This is a genomic window from Pseudomonas sp. ENNP23 (assembly GCF_001728945.1).
In the GTDB taxonomy this organism is placed as follows: domain Bacteria; phylum Pseudomonadota; class Gammaproteobacteria; order Pseudomonadales; family Pseudomonadaceae; genus Metapseudomonas; species Metapseudomonas otitidis.
Genome location: NZ_LYSP01000008.1, coordinates 128608 through 147074, shown reverse-complemented (window position 1 = coordinate 147074; position 18467 = coordinate 128608). Strand labels below are relative to the sequence as shown.

Below are 18467 nucleotides of genomic sequence, written 5' to 3'. Positions count from 1 at the left end.
GGGCGGCCTGGAGGCCGGTGGCGGCGAGGGTGCCGACCAGGGCGAGCGCGAGGACGCTCAGGCGGTGCAGGGGGGGCATGGGCAAGTCCTTTTGATGACTGGACAGGGCGTCCAGCCCCGAAGGTGACCAGTCAAACAGCATCCTCGCGCTGTTGCCAGTCTGTGGCTCCATTCCGTGAACGGCTTCCGCTGCTGAGGAATTGGCTTCGCAGGCATCAGGCACGGCCTGACAGATTGCCTTTTGTTATCGCTGATGCGCCTGTAGGGCCATTCACTATGGGTAGCGGGTGCGGGCTATCCGCATCTCTTCTTGCGGCAGTCCAGAGGGGGCCCCTGGGGTATGAACCGGCCTTCCCGTTTCGAGGAGGGCCGGCTTGTTGTGGCATCAGTCAGCCAGGTTCTGCGCCTCCCGCTCGCGGTTGCGGGGCTTGGGGGCGAAGCGGGCGGCCAGGCGCATGGAGGTGGTGACCAGGCGCTGGTAGAGGGTCGGCAGCAGGCGCTGCATGCCGTCCAGGGCCCAGGCATCGGCGCCGATGAGGATGCGTCGGCTGTCGCGCAGCACGCCGCGCAGAATCACCGAGGCGGCCTTGTCGGGGGTAGTGCGCAGCAGTTGGTCGTTGAACTGCTTGCGGGCCTGGTCGGCCTCCTGGCCGGTGACCCGGGCGAGGCTGGCATTCATGCGTGCGGTCTTGGCGATGTTGGTCTTGATGCCGCCGGGGTGCACGCAGCTGGCGGAGACGCCGCAGCCTTCCATGTCCAGCTCCTGGCGCAGGGCTTCGGTGAAGCCGCGCACGGCGAACTTGGTGGCGTTGTAGGCGCTCATGCCCGGCTGGGCGAACAGGCCGAACACGCTGGAGACGTTGACCACGTGGCCTTCGCCGGTGGCCTTGATGTGCGGCAGGAAGGCCTTGGTGCCGTGCATCACGCCCCAGAAGTTGATGTTCATGATCCATTCGTACTCGGCGTAGTCGCTGCCTTCGACGGTGCCGGCGTGGGCGACGCCGGCGTTGTTGAAGATGAGGTTGACGCGGCCGTGGTCGAGCACCACCTGGTCGGCCCAGGCATGCATGGCTTCGCGGTCAGCGACGTTGACCGGGGTGTGGGTGACCGTGACGCCGAGCTTGCGGGCCTGCTCGGCGGTTTCCGCCAGGCCTTCGACATTCACGTCAGACAGGGCCAGGTGGCAGCCCTGGCGGGCGAGGGCGTAGGCCAGGGCGCGGCCGATGCCGGAGCCGGCGCCGGTGATGGCGGCCACTTTGTTCTCGAAGGACTTCATGCGGTCACCTCCTGCGGGGCGGCGTTCTGGAAGGCCAGGGGCCCCTGGCCGGCGTGGACCGGCTGCTGCCGGCTGAAGTGGTAGGCGGCGGGGTCGAAGTTGCGGGTCAGCAGGCGGAAGCGCCAGGTGAAGCCGGGCCAGACGGTGCAGTTGCGGCCGCTGACCGGGTGGATGTACCAGCTCATGCAGCCGCCGGCGTTCCACACGGTGTTGCCGAGGCTGCCCTGGAGCTTGCCGTTGAAGCGGTCCTGGACGTCACGCTTGACCTCCAGGCTCTGCAGGTGGCGGGTCTTGAGCAGGTCGAGGGCGCCGAGCACGTAGTGAATCTGCGATTCGATCATGTAGACCATGGAGTTGTGGCCGAGGCCGGTGTTGGGACCCATGAGGAAGAACAGGTTGGGGAAGCCGGCGGTGAGGGTGCCCTTGTAGGCCTCCGGACCTTGCGGCCAGGTGTCGAGCAGGTCGACGCCGCCCCGGCCGAACACCACGCCGCGTGGCAGCGGATCGCTGGGGGTGAAGCCGGTGCCGTAGATGATGGCGTCCACGGTGCGTTCCTGGCCGTCACGGGTGACGATGCTGTTGGCGCGGATCTCCTGGATGCCGTCGGTGATGACGTCGACGTTCGGCTGGTTGAGGGCCGGGTAGTAGTCATTGGAGATGAGCACGCGCTTGCAGCCCATGGTGTAGTCGGGCGTGACTTTGGCGCGCAGGGCGGGGTCGTTGATCTTGCGCTTGATGTAGTGCTTGGCATACAGCTCGGCGAGCTTCATCACCTTGGGGGTCATGGCGAAGCCGACCACGCGGCTTTCCAGCACGGTGTAGATGAGGCCGCGCCAGAGCTTCTGCGCAAGCGGGAAGCTGCGGAAGCGGTTGCGCTCGCGTTCGCTGATGGCGCGGTCCGGCTTGGGCATTACCCAGGGGGCGGTGCGCTGGTAGAGGTCGAGGTGGGCGACCTGCTTCTGGATCTGCGGGACGAACTGGATGGCGGAGGCGCCGGTACCGATCACGGCGACGCGCTTGCCGGTGAGGTCGTAGTCGTGGTCCCACTGCTGGGAGTGGAAGCTCTTGCCGGTGAAGTTCTCCATGCCCGGCAGGTGGGGGATGGAGGGGGTGGACAGGGCGCCCATGCCGGACACCACGAATTGGGCGGTGTAGTGGTTGCCGGCGGCGTCTTCGATCTGCCAGATCTCCTGCTCGTCACTCCAGGCCAGGCGCTTGATCTCTGTTTCCAACAGGGTCTTGTCCTGCAGGCGGTACTTCTCCCAGCAGCGTTCCAGGTAGGCCTTGATCTCGCCCTGCTTGGCGAACATGCGCGTCCATTCCGGGTTCGGCTCGAAGGAGAAGGAATAGAGGTGGGATTGCACGTCGCAACCGCAGCCCGGGTAGTTGTTGACCCGCCAGGTGCCGCCGACGCCGGCCTCTTTCTCGAACACGAGGAAGTCGTTTTCGCCGGTCTGCTTGAGGCGGATGGCCATGCCGAGGCCGGAGAAGCCGGAGCCGATGATGGCGATCTTGCAGTGGCGGGCAGGGGGTGTGGGCGTGGCGGGCGCGTTCATGGAGAGGCTCCTGTTATGATTGTTTTCGCGTATACATCTGTATACCAATGTAGACATCTGTATACTCGCCAGCAAGCCATTCCCGGACAACCAACCTAAGGTAGGGCCAGACATGGATTCAGTGGTCGATGAGGAGCAGATGGCTCCGGATCGCACCCCTCCCGCCCCCGGCAAGCGCCTGCTGATGGAGGCGGCGCTGCGGCTGTCGTCCCAGAGCCGCAGCTTGAGCAGCCTGGGTCTGCGCGAATTGGCGCGCGAGGCGGGGCTCAACCCTAACACCTTCTATCGCCACTTCAGGGACGTGGATGACCTGGGGTTGGCGATCATCCGCAGCATTTCCAGCGAGCTGCGCCAACCCCTGCGCGACCTGCGCCGTGAGGCGGCGGAGCGGGCGGTGCAGGCGAGCGGGTCGGCGTCGCCACAGGTGCTGGGCATCGACCTGGGGCGCGGACGGCGGGTCTGCCATGAGACGGTGGATCTGTTCTTCGACTTCGTGGCGGGGCATGCTGAGGCCTTCATCATCGGTGTGCGTGAACTGCACGGTGCTTCACCGGTGATGCGCGAGGCGCTGCGACAGGTGATGGACGAGTTCGCCGAGGACATGGCCGAGGACATCATCGAGTTCCGCCTGCTGCCAGCCCAGGTGAGTGAGGCGGTGGTGCGGCGGGTGTCCAGCCTGATCAGCCGCAACCTGTTCCAGATGTCCCTGGACTTCATCGGCGAGCCCGAGCGCCAGGCTGAGATCCGCCAGGAGGCGGAGGAGCAGGTCCTCTACCTGTTCACCGGTGCGGCGGTGCTGCAGAGCCTGGAGGCGATGGGGCTCTGAGTCGCTCGCGCTGAAACGGAAAAGCCCGGCGATATGCCGGGCTTTCTCATGGAGGCGGTGGCTCAGCCGGTGAAGCCGAGGCGTTCCTTCCAGCGGCGTTCCAGGGCCTTGGTTTCGTGGTCGAAGGGGTGGAAGCCGGGGCGGTAGTAGTCCAGGTACGGCTTGATCATGCGCGGGAAGTAGCCGGTTCGCGGGCCGAACAGGGTCTTCAGGCCACGGGCCCAGCTGCGCAGGTTGAACAGTTGGCCGTCCTTGCGCAGCAGGTGCAGTTGGAAGGCGCCGATCACGCCGATGAACATCACGCTGGTGAGTGCCATGGTGATGACGCGCTCGAAGTAGCCGCCACCGACCGCCATGTAGGCGTCGTAGCAAACGGCTTTGTGCTCGTTCTCCTCGACGGCGTGCCACATCCACAGTTGGTACATCTTCGGGTCGTCCATCTGGGTGCTGAGGTCTTCGCGGCGCAGCAGTTGCTCGGCCATGGTGGCGGTGAAGTGTTCCAGGGCGCAGGTCGCTGCCAGGCGCTGGCGCTTGGTGGTGAAGCGGGTGACCCACTCGAGCAGCACCTTGATGCGCAGCTCCAGACGTTCCAGGTCGATGCCGTGTTCGGCGGCGTAGTCGTTGTAGGTGGCATGTTCCTTGGAGTGCATGGCCTCCTGGCCGATGAAGGCGCTGATGTCCTTCTGCAGTTGCGGGTCGCTGATCTGGTCACGGACGGCGCGGACGCTGTCGACGAAGAACTTCTCACCATAGGGGAACAGCGAGGACAGGTTGTTCATGAAGTGGCTCATGAAGGGGTCACCGCTCCACCAGTACTTCTGGGTCCTGGCGAAGCTGAAGTCCATGCGGCGGACGGGGAAGTTGGCCTTGGGCAGGTTGGCGGTTGTGGTGGTCATGCGTGGGTCCTCTCGATTGGGAGCCGTCCCATGTTGTTGTCTGGCTTTGGATGACACGTTCAACTGTGTCATTGATCGATGTAACTGTTGAGGATTAACGCAGGTTTGCCCGCTGGCGCGGACCAACTTTCGGCGGGTCGTGATGGGAAGGGTGCGGGGAGGAGGTGCGGAGATAAGGAAGACGGGCCGCGAGTGCGGCCCGGGGGGAACGATTACTTCTCGTCGAGGCGGAACGCCGTGAGAGCGAAGGTGGGGATGCCGGCGTCCTGCAGGCGCTCGGAGCCGCCGAGCTCCGGCAGGTCGATGATGGCGGCGGCTTCGACCACCCGGGCGCCCATACGGCGTACCAGGCTGGCGGCGGCGAGCAGGGTGCCGCCGGTGGCGATCAGGTCATCGAAGATCAGGACCTTGTCGCCGTCGCACAGGCTGTCGGCGTGCACTTCGAGGAAGGCTTCGCCGTACTCGGTCTGGTAGCCCTCGGCAAGCACGTCAGCCGGCAGCTTGCCCTGCTTGCGGAACAGCACCAGGGGTTTGTTCAGGGCGTAGGCGACGATCGAGCCGATCAGGAAGCCCCGGGCGTCCATGGCGCCGATGTGGCTGAAGTCCGCTTCCACGTAGCGCTGGACGAAGCTGTCCACTACCAGGCGCAGTCCCCGTGGGGACTGGAAGAGCGGGGTGATGTCGCGGAACACCACACCGGCCTTGGGGAAATCCACCACGGGACGGATCAGGGTCTTGATATCGAGGGCGTCGAAGTTCATCGCAACAGCCTGCTGGGAGAGGGGAGAAAACGTGCCGGCGGAAGCCGGCACGGTGGATCAGCCTTCGATGCTGCCGCCAGCGAGGGCGCAGAGTTCGATGGGGTCGAGGATGTGGACTTCCTTGCCTTCGGCGGCTATCAGGTTGCCCTGCTGGAAGCGGGTGAACACGCGGGAGACGGTCTCAACCGCCAGGCCGAGGTAGTTGCCGATCTCATTGCGCGACATGGCCAGGCGGAACTGGTTGGCCGAGAAGCCACGGGCGCGGAAGCGGGCGGACAGGTTGACCAGGAAGGTGGCGATGCGCTCGTCGGCGGTCTTCTTGGAGAGCAGCAGCATCATCTGCTGGTCGTCACGGATCTCGCGGCTCATCACACGCATCAGCTGGCGGCGCAGTTGTGGCAACTGGACGGACAGCTCATCCAGGCGCTCGAAGGGGATTTCGCAGACCGAGGTGGTTTCCAGCGCCTGGGCGGAAACCGGGTACAGCTCGGTGTCCATGCCGGACAGGCCGACCAGTTCGCTGGGCAGGTGGAAGCCGGTGATCTGCTCCTCGCCCGAGTCGGTCAGGCCGAAGGTCTTCAGGGCGCCGGAGCGCACGGCAAATACCGATTCGAAGGTGTCGCCCTGGCGGAACAGGAAGTCGCCTTTCTTCAGGGGGCGGCCACGCTTGACGATCTCGTCGAGCGAATCCATGTCCTCCATGTTCAGCGAAAGGGGCAGGCACAGGGCGGCTAGGCTGCAGTCCTTGCAGTGGGCCTGGGGCAGGTTGCGCGCCTTGATGATCTCGGACATCCAGGTTTCCTTCATGGCAAACACGTAGAAGGCGTAAGGGTAACGCAGGCTGGGGGGGGAGGGCTAGAAAAAGGCCATCGCAAACGTTGCTCAAGTTGGCGCCGGAACGGCCGAAAACCTGGCGTGAGTCCAAGGGAGCAAGTGTGATGAGGATCGACATCTCCGGTTGGCCATTTTCCAGCCAGCACACGGCGACGCTTCGGGGCGCCAAGGCCGAGGGTGTGAAGGATGCGGCACAGGAGGATGAGACCAAGACCGCCAAGGGCGCGTCCATTTCCGAACAACCAGGTGTGAAGGTGAGCCTTTCCAGGGAGGGGGTGGCCCGCTCCGAGGGGACGGGCAAGGACGATGACATCGATGAGAGCGGACTGCCGGATGCCATCAAGCAGATCCTCAAAATGATCCGCCGCTTGCGGGAGCAGGTGGAGGAGAAGAAGAAGGAGCTTCAGGAGGTGGCGATGGACGGCAGCCTGGATGAGGAAACCCGCAAGCTGCGCCAGCAGCAGTTGCAGGGGGAGCTGGCCAGCCTGAACTCAGCGCTGACTACGGCCCTTGTCAACCTGCGCAAGGCGATGAAGGAGTCGAAGCTCAGTGATGAGCAATCGATCAAGGCAATGAGCCTGGCCATGAAGTGAGCGAAAGGCCCGCCCCGTTCGGGGCGGGTTTTTCAGATCACCCGGGAGAAGCGCTGGGTGGTTTCCGGCGTGAGGTAGTGATCGAACAGCATGCACACCGAGCGTACCAGCAGTCGGCCGGTGGGCTGGATGTCGATGCGGCGGTCGGTGAGGCTGATCAGCCCGTCCCGCGCCATGGCTTCGAGCTGGGGCCACACGGCGTCGAAGTATCCCCTGAACTCGATGTTGAAGCGCGACTCGATGGCTTCGAAGTCCAATTCGAACTCGCAGATCAGCTGCTGGATCACCGCGCGGCGGATGCGGTCGTCCTCATTGCAGGACAGGCCTCGACGGGTTGCCAGTTGATCGGTGCCGAGGGTTTCCTGGTAGGTGTTGAGGTTGCTGTCGTTCTGGCAGTACAAGTCGCCGACCTGGCTGATGGCGGAGACGCCCAGGCCGATCAGGTCGCAGTGCCCATGGGTGGTGTAGCCCTGGAAGTTACGTTGCAGGCGACCGTCCTCCTGGGCGATGGAGAGCTCGTCGTCGGGCAGGGCGAAGTGGTCCATGCCGATATAGCGGTAGCCGGCCCGGGTCAGTTGCTCGATGCTGCCCTGGAGCATTTCCAGCTTGTGGGCCGGGCTGGGCAGCTCTTCGCTGCGGATGCGCCGCTGGGGCATGAAGCGTTCCGGCAGGTGGGCGTAGTTGAAGACCGAGAGGCGGTCGGGTTGTAGTGCGATCACCTCTGCGACGGTACGGGCGAAGCTCTCCGGAGTCTGTCGCGGCAGGCCGTAGATCAGGTCGATGTTCACCGAGCGGAACTGCAGGGTCCGGGCCGCTTCGATGATGCCGCGCGTCTCGGACAGGCTCTGCAGGCGATTCACCGCGAGTTGCACGGATGGATCGAGGTCCTGCACGCCCAGGCTGACGCGGTTGAAGCCCAGCTCACGTAGCAGGCCCATGGTGGACCAGTCCGCTTCGCGTGGGTCGATCTCGATGCCGTAGTCGCCCGAGTCGTCGTCCAGCAGGTTGAAGTGCTTGCGCAGGTGGCCCATCAGGCGGCGCAGCTCGTCATGACTGAGGAAGGTGGGGGTGCCGCCGCCGAAGTGCAACTGCTCCACCCGCTGCTGCGGATCGAGGTGGCAGGCGATGAGTTCGATCTCGCGCTCGAGCTTCTCCAGGTAGGGGAGGGCTCGGCCACGGTCCTTGGTGATGACTTTGTTGCAGGCGCAGTAGTAGCAGATGTTCGCGCAGAAAGGGACGTGGACGTAGAGCGACAGCGGGCGCTGTGCCTTGCGGCTGTCGCGCAGGGCGTGCAGCAGGTCGAAGGAGCCGATGCGATCGTTGAATTGCACGGCGGTGGGGTAGGAGGTGTAGCGGGGGCCTGCCGCGTCGTAGCGGCGGATCAGGCCGGAGTCCCAGCGGATATCGTCGAGCATGCGGGCAATCCAGGATCAGCAGTCAGTGGCGCGAGTCTAGGTGCCGCCCGGCCATGGCTTGTTGATCTGAGTCATGCTGTCGCAGAGCCCCGCCGCATGCGGTTGAGCGGTCTTTCGGGGCGTTCAGTGCCCCATCAGCCAGTGCTGGTGCGGGCCGGGAAGCGTCCAGATACCGAACAGCATCACCAGCACACCGCCTGTGATGCGGACGCCGCGCTTGCGCAGCAGGGCGGTCAGGCGTTCGGCGGCGAGGCCGGTGGCCAGCAGCACCGGCCAGGTGCCGAGGCCGAAGGCAAGCATGAGCAGGGCGCTGTCGCCGGCCGACCCCTGGCTCGCGGACCAGAGCAGCGTGCTGTAGACCAGGCCGCACGGCAGCCACCCCCAGAGCGCGCCGAGCAACAGGGCGCGAGGCACGGTGGAGACTGGTAGCAGGCGGCTCGCCACCGGCTGGATATGGCGCCAGAGGCCGAGCCCAAGGGCTTCGATGCGGGTCAGGCCGCTCCACCAGCCGGCGAGGTAGAGGCCCATGCACACCAGCAGCAGGCCTGCCACCACGCGCATTGCCGTTGCCGCCGGGCTGTTGGCCACGGCCCAGCCGGCCAGGCCAATGAGCAGACCGGCCGTGGCGTAGCTGAGGATGCGTCCGAGGTTGTAGGCCAGCAGCAGGCGCAAGCGGCGGGCACGTTGTTCTGGTGGGATGGCCAGGGTCAGGGCGCCCATCAGGCCGCCGCACATGCCGATGCAGTGACCACCGCCCAGTAGGCCGAGGATCAGTGCCGACACCAGTTGCGGGGCAAGGTCAGGCACCGTCGCGGTCCTTGTCCTGCTCGTCGTTCTCGGCCTCGTCCGCCTCGGCGATGCCGGCTTTGTGGCCTGGGTCTTCATCGTCGAAGAGGATGCTGTGGGCGGGGCCGTCGAGGTCGTCGTACTGGCCACTGTCCACTGCCCAGAAGAACAGCCAGATGGCGAAGCCTACCAGGCCGATGGCGACGGGAATGAGGATGTAGAGCGCAGGCATCGGGAGTCTCGTTGTCAGGGCTGGGCGGAGGATGCCGGGCTGGCCGCTAGGTGCGCGCCAGCCGAAGGGCGTTGACCACCACCAGCAGTGAGCTGACCGACATGCCGAAGGCTGCCCAGAGCGGAGTGACCCAGCCCAGGGCAGCGAACGGCAGAACGCTGCCATTGTACAGCGTCGCCCAGGCCAGGTTCTGGATGATGATGCGGCGGGTGCGCGAGGCGACCGACAGCGCCTGGACCAGGCTTTCCAGTCGGTTCGAGAGCAGCACTGCGTCGGCGCTGGTCTTGGCCAGGTCGGTGGCGCTGCCCATGGCTACGCTGATATCAGCGCAGGCCAGAACTGGGACGTCGTTGACGCCGTCGCCCAGCATCAGCACACGCCGGCCTTGCTGGTGAAGCTCCCGCAGAACGTCCAGCTTGGCGTCGGGGCTGAGACCGCCACGGGCGTCGTCGATACCAAGCTGGCGGGCGATCTCGCCGACCATCGGCGAGCTGTCGCCGGACAGCAGCATGATCCGCCAGCCTCTGGCCCTGCAGGCCTCCACCAGCAGCGGGGCGTCTTCGCGCAGACGATCGCCGAGCACCAGCCAGGCCAGCGGCCCGTTGTCATCGCCCAGCAGCAGCCATTGGCCCTGCTGACCTGGAATGGCGGGTGCTGTCCAGCTACCGAGTTCGGCAACGAAGTCGGCCTGGCCAATGCGTAGACGGCGCCCTTCGACGAGGCCCTCAAGCCCTTTGCCGGGGATGCTGCGCACCTCGTCGGCGGCCACCGGCGCACGGCCGAAGGCACGGGCAATGGGGTGTTCGGAGCGGTTTTCGAGTGCAGCGGCCAGGGCCAGGCAGGCGTCGCCGTCCAGGCTCGCGAGGGGGTGGATGGCGCTGAGGGTCAGCCGGCCCTCGGTGAGGGTGCCGGTCTTGTCGAAGATCACCGTGTCGATGTGGTTCAGCCCTTCCAGCACATGCCCCCGGGTCAGCAGGAGCCCGAGCTTGTGCAGACTGCCAGTGGCGGTGGTGAGGGCGGTGGGGGTCGCGAGGGCCAGTGCGCAGGGGCAGGTGGCGACCAGCAGCGACAGCACGACCCAGAAGGCGCGGGAGGCGTCGATTTCCCACCAGATCAGCCCGACCACGGCGGCCGCCAGCAGGACGAAGATGAGGAACCACTGGGCGACCTTGTCCGCCAGTTCGGCGAGGCGCGGCTTGTCGGCCTGGGCGCGTTCCAGCAGGCGCACGATGGCGGACAGCCGGGTCTTGTCGCCCAGGGCCTGTACTTCGAGGGTCAGTGGCCCTTCGACGTTGAGCGTGCCGGCGGTGACGGCATCGCCCGGGTTGCGCGGCAGGGGCAGGTATTCGCCGGTGAGCAGGGACTCGTCGACGCTGGAGCGGCCTTCAAGGATCACGCCGTCGGCTGGCAGCAGGGCGCCTGGCGGTACCAGGACGCGGTCGCCCAGCTTCAGCTCGTCGAGGAGGATACGCTGGCCTTGCCCGGCGTCATCCAGGCGCAGGCAGGAGGCGGGCAGCAGGTTGACCAGTTGGGCGGTGGCAGCGGCAGTCCGCTCCCGGGCACGGCGTTCGAGGTAGCGGCCGGCCAGCAGGAAGAGGGCGAACATGCCCACGGCGTCGTAGTACAGCTCGCCCGTACCGGTGACTGTCGACCAAATGCCTGCCACGTAGGCACCGCCGATGGCCAGGGACACGGAGACGTCCATGCTCAGGTGGCGGGTGCGCAGGTCCCTCAGGGCGCCGCGGAAGAACTGGCCGCAGCAATAGAAGACGATGGGCGTAGTGAGGAACAGACTGACCCAGCGCAGAATCTTGTCCAGCTCCGGCGTCAGATCGATGTTGAATTCGGGCCAGGTGGCCATCGCGGCCATCATCACCTGCATCCACAGCAGGCCGGCGACACCCAGTTGGCGCATGGCGCGGCGGTTCTCGGCGGCCAGTCGCTCGGCGGCTTCGTCGGCCTTGTAGGGGTGGCCGGCATAGCCGATACGGCGCAGTTCCTTGAGCAGGCCGCTGAGGGGGATCTGGCTATCGGCCCAGCGTACCTGGAGCCGGTGGTTGGACAGGTTGAGTCGCGCCTCGGCAACACCTGGCAGGCCGCGCAGGTGCTTCTCGATCAGCCAGCCGCAGGCTGCGCAACTGATGCCTTCGATGAGAAGGCTGGTTTCGCTGAGTTCGCCTTCGTGCTGGACGAAGGGCCGCTGGACATCTGCGCGGTCAAACAGCGCCAGTTCGTCCGGCAGGGCGCCGGGAAGGGCGTCGGGGTTGGCGGCGGTCTCGCTGCGATGGCGGTAGTAGCTTTCCAGTCCACCGGCGACGATGGCTTCGGCTACGGCCTGGCAGCCCGGACAGCACATGGCCCTCGTCTCTCCAAGCACGAGGGCCTCGTAAGGGCTGCCGGCAGGAACCGGCAAGCCGCAGTGGTAGCAGTTGAGTGGGGCGGGCATGGGCAGGGCTTATTCGCCGAGCTGGGTTACGCCACCCGCCTCAAGGTTTTCCTCTTCGAAGAGGCGCCAGTCCTGGCCGTTTTCCTGGCCGATCAGCTCGACGAAGCGGCGTCCTCCGACGCCATCTTCCAGGTGCCCGACGTAGAGACCGGATGCCTTGGGCTGGAGCACGACACGGCGATCCTTCTCCGGCTGGGTAGGGGAGAGGAGGCTGAGCACCAGATGCTGGGGCTGGCTCTTGCCGTCGAGACGGATCTCGACCTCGCCGCTGCCATTGTCGAAGCGGACCTCTGCACGCATGCCCAGGCTTTGGGCCAGGTTCTCGCGCTCCAGGGAGGTGTTGATGCCCTTGCCGACCTCGTAGTAGTTGTCCGCCACCAGGCTCGGTGGGTTCTTGATGGCGACTACCAGCATGGTGGTCCCCAGCACGACGGAGGTGCCGAGGATGCCGAGGATGAACCACGGCCAGGGTTGCTTGTACCAGGGGCTTGGGGCTTCGGACTGCATGCTATTCCCGTTCTAGCGGACGCTGGGGCCGATGAAGCGGCTGTCGGCGTCGTTCTCGATACTGGCGTCATCTGCCGCGTGGACACGGAAGATGATGGTGTTGGTGCTGGACGGCAGCTTCTCCGGGTCGATGGACAGTTCCACCGGTACGGACAGCACTTCGCCTGCCTCGGCACGCACCTCGCGCTTGCCCTCCCAGACCAGGCCATCGAGGCCGTCGGCTTCAAGAACGAAGTCGATGTCCTTCTGAGCCTTGTTCATGATCTTCAAGGTATAGACGTTCTCGATGCGGCCTTGCTCGTTTTCGCGGTAGAGCACCCGATCCTTGATGACGTCCAGCTCCACCAGGGAGCGGGCGCTGACGGCATAGCCGAACAGGCTGATCATCGCGACGAGGGCGGCAGCGTAACCGATCAGGCGGGGACGCAATAGGTGCGTCTGCTGGCCGTTCAGATTGTGTTCAGTGGTGTAGCTGATCAGCCCCTTGGGATAGTTCATCTTCTCCATGATGCTGTCGCAGGCGTCGATGCAGGCAGCGCAGCCGATGCATTCGATCTGCAGGCCATCACGGATATCGATGCCGGTGGGGCAGACCTGGACGCACATGGTGCAGTCGATGCAATCACCCAGGCCCTGGGCCTTGTAGTCGACATTCTTCTTGCGCGGGCCGCGGGATTCGCCGCGACGTGGATCGTAGGAGACGATCAGGGTGTCCTTGTCGAACATCACGCTCTGGAAGCGAGCATAGGGGCACATGTAGATGCACACCTGCTCGCGCAGCCAGCCGGCATTGCCGTAGGTGGCCAAGGTGAAGAAGCCGACCCAGAAGTAGGCCCAGCCGTCCGCGTTGCCGGTGAAGAGATCTGTCATCAGGTCGCGGATGGGGGTGAAGTAGCCGACGAAGGTCAGGCCGGTGACGAAGCCGATCAGCAGCCAGAGGCTGTGCTTGGCCGACTTGCGAAGAAATTTGTTGGCGCTGGCGGGAGCCTTGTCGAGCTTCATGCGTTGGTTGCGGTCACCCTCGGTAACTTTCTCGCACCACATGAAAATCCAGGTCCACACGCTCTGCGGGCAGGTGTAGCCACACCAGACGCGGCCGGCGAACACCGTGATGAAGAACAGGCCGAAGGCGCAGATGATCAGCAGCCACGAAAGAAGGACGAAGTCCTGAGGCCAGAAGGTGGCGCCGAAGATGTAGAACTTGCGTTCCGGCAGGTTCCACCAGACGGCCTGGCGGTCATTCCAGGTCAGCCAGACGGTGCCGAAATAGAGCAGGAAGAGGAATGCGCCTCCTGCCATCCGCAGGTTGCGGAAGAGGCCGGTGAAGGCTCGGGTGTAGATTTTTTCGCGGCTGGCGTAGAGGTCGGTGCTTTGACCGCCTTTTGCCGGGGGAGGGGTAATGTTCTGGACGGGGATCTGTTCGCTCATCTATCTCGTACCACGGCTGTTTGGCTTGCCCCGATCAGTGCTTGCCGAACGGGATCTTAGTGCCACGACACATATGGTACGCCTGATAGCTGCCCGCCATGTGCGACAGTGCGTCGCGCATGGCGGGCATTAGGTGCTGCTTATTTGCCTTCGGCTTCGGTCGCGCCCTTGTGGGAGAGACTGTATACGTAGGCGGCCAGCAGGTGGACCTTGTCGTTACCCAGGTGTTCTTCCTGGGCCGGCATCATGCCCTGGCGACCATAGCGGATGGTCTGCTGCAGTTGGGCAAAGCTGCTGCCGTAGATGAACGCGTTGGGGTGGGTCAGGTTGGGGGCGCCCATCGCCGGCATGCCCTTGCCTTCCGGACCGTGGCAGGCCACGCAGTTGGCGGCGAAGATGGCTTTGCCGTTTTCCGGGTTGGCGTTGGCGTCCTTCGGCAGGTCGCGTCCATCCAGGGTCTTGCGCACGAACGCAGCGACGTCACGCACGCCTTGCTCGCCGATCACTTCGCCCCACGCGGGCATCACGCCGTGACGACCGCCGAGGATGGTGGCCTTGATGGTTTCGGGCTCGCCGCCCCAGCGCCAGTCGGCGTCGGTCAGGTTCGGGAAGCCGTAGGAGCCCTTGGCGTCGGAGCCGTGGCATACCGAGCAGTTGGAGGCGAAGAGACGGCCGCCCATTTTCAGGGCCTTCTCGTCCTTGGCCACTTCCTCGATGGGCATGGCGGCGTACTTCTTGAACAGTGGGCCGTATTGTTGCTCGGCCTTGTACATTTCCTTTTCCCACTGGTGCACGCCGGTCCAACCGCTCTGGCCGTCGGCAAAAGGCTTGTTTTCAGCGACTTTGTCGTAGCCAGGGAAGAAGCCTTTCCAGTTGCCCATGCCCGGGTAGAGGACAAGGTAGCCGACGGCGAACACCAGGGTGCCGACGAACAGCATGAACCACCACTTGGGCAGCGGGTTGTCGTACTCCTCGATGCCGTCGAAGGCGTGGCCGAGGGTTTCTTCAGTGGTTTCCTGGCGCTGGCCCTTGCGGGTGGCAAAGATCAGCACCGCCAGTGCCACCAGGGTGGCGCTGGTCAGGAGGGTTACGTACCAACTCCAGAACGTGGTCATTCGCTCTTACTCCTAGAAGCTTCGTCGTCGCGCTTGGTGTCCGTCGGCTTGTCGTCGGCGAAGGGCAGGTTGGCAGCTTCGTCGAAGCTGCTCTTGCGCTTGCCGTTGTAGGCCCAGAGGACGACGCCGATGAAGGCGACGAACACCAGGATGGTTCCCAGCCCGCGGAGAGTCTGGATATCCATCGTGCTTACCGTTTGTTCTTGATCGAGGTGCCCAGACCCTGGAGGTACGCCACCAGGGCGTCCATCTCGGTCTTGCCCTTGACCGCGTCACGTGCACCGGCAATGTCATAGTCGGTGTAGGGGACGCCGAGGGTACGAAGCGCTTGCATCTTGGCAGCGGTGTCTTTGCCGTCGAGCTTGTTCTCAACCAGCCAGGGGTAGGAGGGCATCTTTGACTCGGGTACCACGTTGCGCGGGTTGTACAGGTGCGCGCGGTGCCAGTCGTCGGAGTAGCGGCCGCCTACGCGGGCCAGGTCCGGGCCGGTCCGCTTGGAACCCCACAGGAAGGGGTGGTCCCAGACGCTTTCACCGGCAACCGAGTAGTGGCCGTAGCGCTCGGTCTCGGCGCGGAAGGGGCGAACCATCTGCGAGTGGCAGCCAACGCAGCCTTCACGGATGTAGATGTCGCGGCCTTCCAGCTCCAGCGCGGTGCGAGGCTTCATGCCTTCGACCGGGGTGTTGGTCACGTCCTGGAAGAACAGCGGGACGATCTGCACGAGACCGCCGATGCTAACGGCGATCACCATGAACAGTGCCAGCAGACCGACGTTCTTCTCGACTAATTCGTGTTGCTTCATTAGTGAGCTCCTTGCGGAATCTGGGCAGCCGCATCGTACTCGGCCGGCTTGGCGGCGCGCACGGTACGGAAGGTGTTGTAGGCCATCAGCAGCATGCCGGTCACGAAGAAGGCACCGCCGATCATGCGCACCAGGTAGCCCGGATGGCTGGCCTCAAGGGCTTCGACGAAGGAGTAGGTGAGGGTGCCGTCTTCGTTGACTGCGCGCCACATCAGACCCTGGGTGATGCCGTTGACCCACATGGAGGCGATGTACAGAACGGTACCGATGGTGGCCAGCCAGAAATGCGCGTTGATCAGGCCGACGCTGTGCATCTGCTCGCGACCGAACACCTTCGGGATCAGGTGGTACAGCGAACCGATGGAGATCATCGCCACCCAGCCGAGGGCGCCGGCATGTACGTGGCCGATGGTCCAGTCGGTGTAGTGGGAAAGGGCGTTGACGGTCTTGATGGCCATCATCGGGCCTTCAAAGGTGGACATGCCGTAGAAGGCCAGGGAAACCACCAGGAAGCGCAGGATGGGATCGGAGCGCAGCTTATGCCAGGCACCCGACAGGCTCATCATGCCGTTGATCATGCCGCCCCAGCTCGGAGCCAGCAGGATCAGGGACATGGCCATGCCCAGGGACTGAGCCCAGTCCGGCAGCGCGGTGTAGTGCAGGTGGTGCGGACCGGCCCAGATGTACAGGGTGATCAGCGCCCAGAAGTGCACGATGGACAGGCGGTAGGAGTAAATCGGACGCTCGGCCTGCTTCGGAACGAAGTAGTACATCATCCCCAGGAAGCCGGTGGTCAGGAAGAAGCCCACCGCGTTGTGGCCGTACCACCACTGGATCATGGCGTCGGTAGCGCCGGCATACAGTGAGTAGGACTTGGTCAGGGTGACCGGGATTTCCATGCTGTTGACGATGTGCAGCATGGCGGTAACCAGGATGAAGGCCCCGAAGAACCAGTTACCGACATAGATGTGTTTGGTCTTGCGCTTGATCACGGTGCCGAAGAACACGAGCGCGTAGGTGATCCAGACCACCGCCAGCAGGATGTCGATCGGCCACTCCAGCTCGGCGTACTCCTTGGAGGAGGTGTAGCCCAGCGGCAGGGTGATGACCGCCAGCACGATCACCGCTTGCCAACCCCAGAAGGTGAACGCGGCGAGAGTGTCGGAGATCAGGCGAGCCTGGCAGGTGCGCTGTACCACGTAGTAGGACGTGGCGAACAGGGCGCAACCACCGAAGGCGAAGATCACCGCGTTGGTATGCAAGGGGCGCAGACGGCCGAAGCTGGTCCACGGAAGGTTCAGGTTGAGTTCCGGCCACACAAGTTGTGCGGCAATGAACACGCCTAGACCCATCCCAATGACCCCCCAGATCACCGTCATAATGGCGAACTGGCGGACCACCTTATAGTTATAAGCAGTCTGACTGATTGCTGTGCTCATGCTAGGGGTTCCACGGTTAATGGAGTTTTTCGGGACAAAAAAGCGGCGGCAAGTATGGAGAAAGAGGGTATGCAATGCAACGACACATGCCGTCACAAACCCGCTTTCCAAGCCCTCTGGAAAGGGTTTCCAACCTGTTTGCCAGGTGTCCCGACCGTGGTTTCCCAGTGATCGGTTCCAGTGCTTTCGAGAGGGGAAAGTCGCCTCGTGGTTATGCCGGGCGGCGACTACGGACCATATTAGTGCAAGGCCCAACTCGTAAAAGGCTACTGGTCGGAACGGGTGCGACATCGCGTCGCACTATATATAAGGAGGGGTGGACACCTCCCTGTGTCCGGTTTGCCCTTCTTGCGTTGGGCTGCCTTTGCGCGGCTTCCGTCAGGCGCCTTTCGGGCCGGGCGGGGTGGCGACGCCTCCTTGCGTCGCCGGTCTCGGGTTACTCCGCTGCGACCTTGTCACCGTCCTTGCGGGACAGGCTGTACACGTAGGCGGCCAGGATGTGGACCTTGTCCTGGCCCAGGTATTGTTCCTGAGCGGGCATCTGGCCGTTGCGACCGTAGCGGATGGTGTGCTGCAACTGAGCCAGGCTGGAGCCGTAGATCCAGGCAGCGGGCTTGGTCAGGTCCGGAGCGCCCATGGCCGGGGTGCCATGGCCCTCCGGGCCGTGGCAGGCCACGCAGGTGCTGGCGAACAGGGCCTTGCCGGCGGTCACGTCGACCTTGGTGTCTTCCGGCAGCTTCAGACCGGCCAGGTCCTGGCGGACATAGGCGGCTACGTTCTTGACGCCATCCTCACCGAGTACTTCACCCCAGGCCGGCATGGCAGCTATGCGACCGTGGAGAATGGAAGCCTTGATGGTTTCGGCATCGCCGCCCCAGCGCCAGCTGTTGTCGGCCAGGTTCGGGAAGCCGACGGCACCCTTGGCGTCCGAGCCGTGGCAGATGGAGCAGTAGGTGGCGAACAGGCGGCCACCCATCTTCAGGGCCTGCGGGTCCTGGGCAACGGCTTCTATCGGCATTGCCGAATACTTGGCGAAGATCGGGCCGTACATCTCGTTGGCCTTGTCCACCTCGCGCTGCCACTGCTTGTCCTGGGTCCAGCCGCCTTCATAGCCCGGCAGTACGCCCTTCCAGTTGCCCAGGCCCGGGTAGAGCGCCAGGTAGCCGAACGTGAAGATGATGGTGCCGACGAACAGCATGAACCACCACTTGGGCAGCGGGTTGTCGTACTCCTCGATGCCGTCGAAGCTGTGGCCCATGGTCTTGTCGACCGTGCCCTTGGCCTCGCCCTTGCGGGTGGCGAAAACCAGCCAGAGCAGCGCCACCAGGGTGAACAGGGTGAGCAGGGAGATGTACCAGCTCCAGAAAGTGCTCATTCGAATGTGCTCCTAGAATCATTCCGGTCTTGCGGGCTTGGCAGGTCGTCGCCGAAGGGCAGCAGGGCGGCCTGGTCGAAATCGGCCTTGCGGCGCCCGCTGTAGGCCCAGCAGATAACCCCGATCATCGCGACCAGCACCATCAGGGTGCCCAGGCCGCGAAGCGTTCCGATGTCCATG

At 64.5% G+C, this 18467-nt stretch carries 19 protein-coding genes; 2 read left to right on the top strand and 17 right to left on the bottom strand.

Annotated features, from left to right (window positions below):
* Window positions 1-385: 385 nt before the first annotated feature.
* The gene (locus A9G05_RS07100; RefSeq protein ID WP_069560295.1) at window positions 386-1276 is read right to left on the bottom strand and encodes an SDR family oxidoreductase; all 891 of its coding nucleotides are present in this window, start codon (window positions 1274-1276) and stop codon (window positions 386-388) included.
* Window positions 1273-2832 (bottom strand): NAD(P)/FAD-dependent oxidoreductase, encoded by a 1560-nt coding sequence (locus A9G05_RS07095; RefSeq protein WP_069560294.1) that lies wholly within the window; start codon window positions 2830-2832, stop codon window positions 1273-1275. The genes A9G05_RS07100 and A9G05_RS07095 overlap by 4 nt, the downstream gene beginning before the upstream one ends.
* Window positions 2833-2971: 139 nt before the next feature.
* On the opposite strand from A9G05_RS07095, the gene A9G05_RS07090 reads away from it, so the two are divergent.
* A complete protein-coding gene (locus tag A9G05_RS07090; protein WP_139131097.1) occupies window positions 2972-3658 on the top strand; it encodes a TetR family transcriptional regulator in 687 nt (228 codons plus the stop codon).
* A gap of 62 nt (window positions 3659-3720) precedes the next feature.
* Here the strand turns inward: A9G05_RS07090 and A9G05_RS07085 are convergent, their stop codons facing one another.
* The 3 genes from A9G05_RS07085 to fnr all read right to left on the bottom strand — a co-directional run bounded on the left by A9G05_RS07085 (window position 3721) and on the right by fnr (window position 6107).
* On the bottom strand, window positions 3721-4554 hold the full coding sequence (locus tag A9G05_RS07085; protein WP_069560293.1) for a metal-dependent hydrolase: 834 nt from the start codon (window positions 4552-4554) through the stop codon (window positions 3721-3723).
* A 212-nt stretch (window positions 4555-4766) separates the two neighbouring features.
* Complete coding sequence (locus A9G05_RS07080) at window positions 4767-5315, bottom strand: adenine phosphoribosyltransferase (protein WP_069560292.1); 549 nt, start codon at window positions 5313-5315, stop codon at window positions 4767-4769.
* Between the two features lie 57 nt (window positions 5316-5372).
* Window positions 5373-6107: a fumarate/nitrate reduction transcriptional regulator Fnr gene (fnr, locus tag A9G05_RS07075; protein ID WP_044400414.1), complete on the bottom strand. Its 735-nt coding sequence runs from the start codon at window positions 6105-6107 to the stop codon at window positions 5373-5375.
* 86 nt (window positions 6108-6193) lie between these two features.
* Between fnr and A9G05_RS07070 the strand changes: the two genes are divergently transcribed.
* Window positions 6194-6742, top strand: coding sequence for a hypothetical protein (locus A9G05_RS07070; RefSeq protein ID WP_139131095.1), 549 nt, complete (start codon window positions 6194-6196; stop codon window positions 6740-6742).
* Window positions 6743-6774: 32 nt separating this feature from the next.
* On the opposite strand, the gene hemN is transcribed toward A9G05_RS07070, so the two are convergent.
* From hemN to A9G05_RS07010, 12 genes are all read right to left on the bottom strand, one after another.
* A complete protein-coding gene (gene hemN, locus A9G05_RS07065; protein ID WP_069560291.1) occupies window positions 6775-8157 on the bottom strand; it encodes an oxygen-independent coproporphyrinogen III oxidase in 1383 nt (460 codons plus the stop codon).
* A gap of 123 nt (window positions 8158-8280) precedes the next feature.
* Window positions 8281-8964 (bottom strand): sulfite exporter TauE/SafE family protein, encoded by a 684-nt coding sequence (locus A9G05_RS07060; RefSeq protein WP_069560290.1) that lies wholly within the window; start codon window positions 8962-8964, stop codon window positions 8281-8283.
* A complete protein-coding gene (gene ccoS, locus A9G05_RS07055; protein WP_069560289.1) occupies window positions 8957-9175 on the bottom strand; it encodes a cbb3-type cytochrome oxidase assembly protein CcoS in 219 nt (72 codons plus the stop codon). The genes A9G05_RS07060 and ccoS overlap by 8 nt, the downstream gene beginning before the upstream one ends.
* A 46-nt stretch (window positions 9176-9221) precedes the next feature.
* The gene (locus A9G05_RS07050) at window positions 9222-11621 is read right to left on the bottom strand and encodes a heavy metal translocating P-type ATPase (protein WP_069560288.1); all 2400 of its coding nucleotides are present in this window, start codon (window positions 11619-11621) and stop codon (window positions 9222-9224) included.
* Window positions 11622-11630: 9 nt separating this feature from the next.
* Window positions 11631-12128: a FixH family protein gene (locus tag A9G05_RS07045; RefSeq protein WP_069560287.1), complete on the bottom strand. Its 498-nt coding sequence runs from the start codon at window positions 12126-12128 to the stop codon at window positions 11631-11633.
* A gap of 12 nt (window positions 12129-12140) precedes the next feature.
* Window positions 12141-13556, bottom strand: a complete 1416-nt coding sequence (ccoG, locus tag A9G05_RS07040) for a cytochrome c oxidase accessory protein CcoG (protein ID WP_069560286.1) — start codon at window positions 13554-13556, stop codon at window positions 12141-12143.
* Between the two features lie 140 nt (window positions 13557-13696).
* A complete protein-coding gene (ccoP, locus tag A9G05_RS07035) occupies window positions 13697-14671 on the bottom strand; it encodes a cytochrome-c oxidase, cbb3-type subunit III (RefSeq protein WP_069560285.1) in 975 nt (324 codons plus the stop codon).
* The gene (locus A9G05_RS07030; RefSeq protein ID WP_069560284.1) at window positions 14668-14856 is read right to left on the bottom strand and encodes a CcoQ/FixQ family Cbb3-type cytochrome c oxidase assembly chaperone; all 189 of its coding nucleotides are present in this window, start codon (window positions 14854-14856) and stop codon (window positions 14668-14670) included. Before A9G05_RS07030 ends, ccoP (A9G05_RS07035) begins: the two co-directional genes overlap by 4 nt.
* Window positions 14857-14861: 5 nt before the next feature.
* A complete protein-coding gene (gene ccoO, locus A9G05_RS07025; protein ID WP_069560283.1) occupies window positions 14862-15473 on the bottom strand; it encodes a cytochrome-c oxidase, cbb3-type subunit II in 612 nt (203 codons plus the stop codon).
* Window positions 15473-16912 (bottom strand): cytochrome-c oxidase, cbb3-type subunit I, encoded by a 1440-nt coding sequence (gene ccoN, locus A9G05_RS07020; protein ID WP_069560282.1) that lies wholly within the window; start codon window positions 16910-16912, stop codon window positions 15473-15475. The genes ccoO and ccoN overlap by 1 nt, the downstream gene beginning before the upstream one ends.
* A 436-nt stretch (window positions 16913-17348) precedes the next feature.
* A complete protein-coding gene (ccoP, locus tag A9G05_RS07015) occupies window positions 17349-18287 on the bottom strand; it encodes a cytochrome-c oxidase, cbb3-type subunit III (RefSeq protein ID WP_069560281.1) in 939 nt (312 codons plus the stop codon).
* A complete protein-coding gene (locus A9G05_RS07010; RefSeq protein ID WP_044400444.1) occupies window positions 18284-18466 on the bottom strand; it encodes a CcoQ/FixQ family Cbb3-type cytochrome c oxidase assembly chaperone in 183 nt (60 codons plus the stop codon). Before A9G05_RS07010 ends, ccoP (A9G05_RS07015) begins: the two co-directional genes overlap by 4 nt.
* Window position 18467: the final 1 nt, after the last annotated feature.

Coding starts and splice junctions, on each gene's coding strand:
- A9G05_RS07030 (WP_069560284.1), bottom strand. CDS start 14,856: ATGGATATCCAGACTCTCCGCGGGCTGGGAACCATCCTGGTGTTCGTC.
- A9G05_RS07095 (WP_069560294.1), bottom strand. CDS start 2,832: ATGAACGCGCCCGCCACGCCCACACCCCCTGCCCGCCACTGCAAGATC.
- hemN (WP_069560291.1), bottom strand. CDS start 8,157: ATGCTCGACGATATCCGCTGGGACTCCGGCCTGATCCGCCGCTACGAC.
- A9G05_RS07010 (WP_044400444.1), bottom strand. CDS start 18,466: ATGGACATCGGAACGCTTCGCGGCCTGGGCACCCTGATGGTGCTGGTC.
- ccoO (WP_069560283.1), bottom strand. CDS start 15,473: ATGAAGCAACACGAATTAGTCGAGAAGAACGTCGGTCTGCTGGCACTG.
- A9G05_RS07045 (WP_069560287.1), bottom strand. CDS start 12,128: ATGCAGTCCGAAGCCCCAAGCCCCTGGTACAAGCAACCCTGGCCGTGG.
- ccoS (WP_069560289.1), bottom strand. CDS start 9,175: ATGCCTGCGCTCTACATCCTCATTCCCGTCGCCATCGGCCTGGTAGGC.
- fnr (WP_044400414.1), bottom strand. CDS start 6,107: ATGTCCGAGATCATCAAGGCGCGCAACCTGCCCCAGGCCCACTGCAAG.
- A9G05_RS07090 (WP_139131097.1), top strand. CDS start 2,972: ATGGCTCCGGATCGCACCCCTCCCGCCCCCGGCAAGCGCCTGCTGATG.
- ccoP (WP_069560285.1), bottom strand. CDS start 14,671: ATGACCACGTTCTGGAGTTGGTACGTAACCCTCCTGACCAGCGCCACC.
- A9G05_RS07050 (WP_069560288.1), bottom strand. CDS start 11,621: ATGCCCGCCCCACTCAACTGCTACCACTGCGGCTTGCCGGTTCCTGCC.
- A9G05_RS07085 (WP_069560293.1), bottom strand. CDS start 4,554: ATGACCACCACAACCGCCAACCTGCCCAAGGCCAACTTCCCCGTCCGC.
- ccoG (WP_069560286.1), bottom strand. CDS start 13,556: ATGAGCGAACAGATCCCCGTCCAGAACATTACCCCTCCCCCGGCAAAA.
- A9G05_RS07080 (WP_069560292.1), bottom strand. CDS start 5,315: ATGAACTTCGACGCCCTCGATATCAAGACCCTGATCCGTCCCGTGGTG.
- ccoN (WP_069560282.1), bottom strand. CDS start 16,912: ATGAGCACAGCAATCAGTCAGACTGCTTATAACTATAAGGTGGTCCGC.
- A9G05_RS07100 (WP_069560295.1), bottom strand. CDS start 1,276: ATGAAGTCCTTCGAGAACAAAGTGGCCGCCATCACCGGCGCCGGCTCC.
- ccoP (WP_069560281.1), bottom strand. CDS start 18,287: ATGAGCACTTTCTGGAGCTGGTACATCTCCCTGCTCACCCTGTTCACC.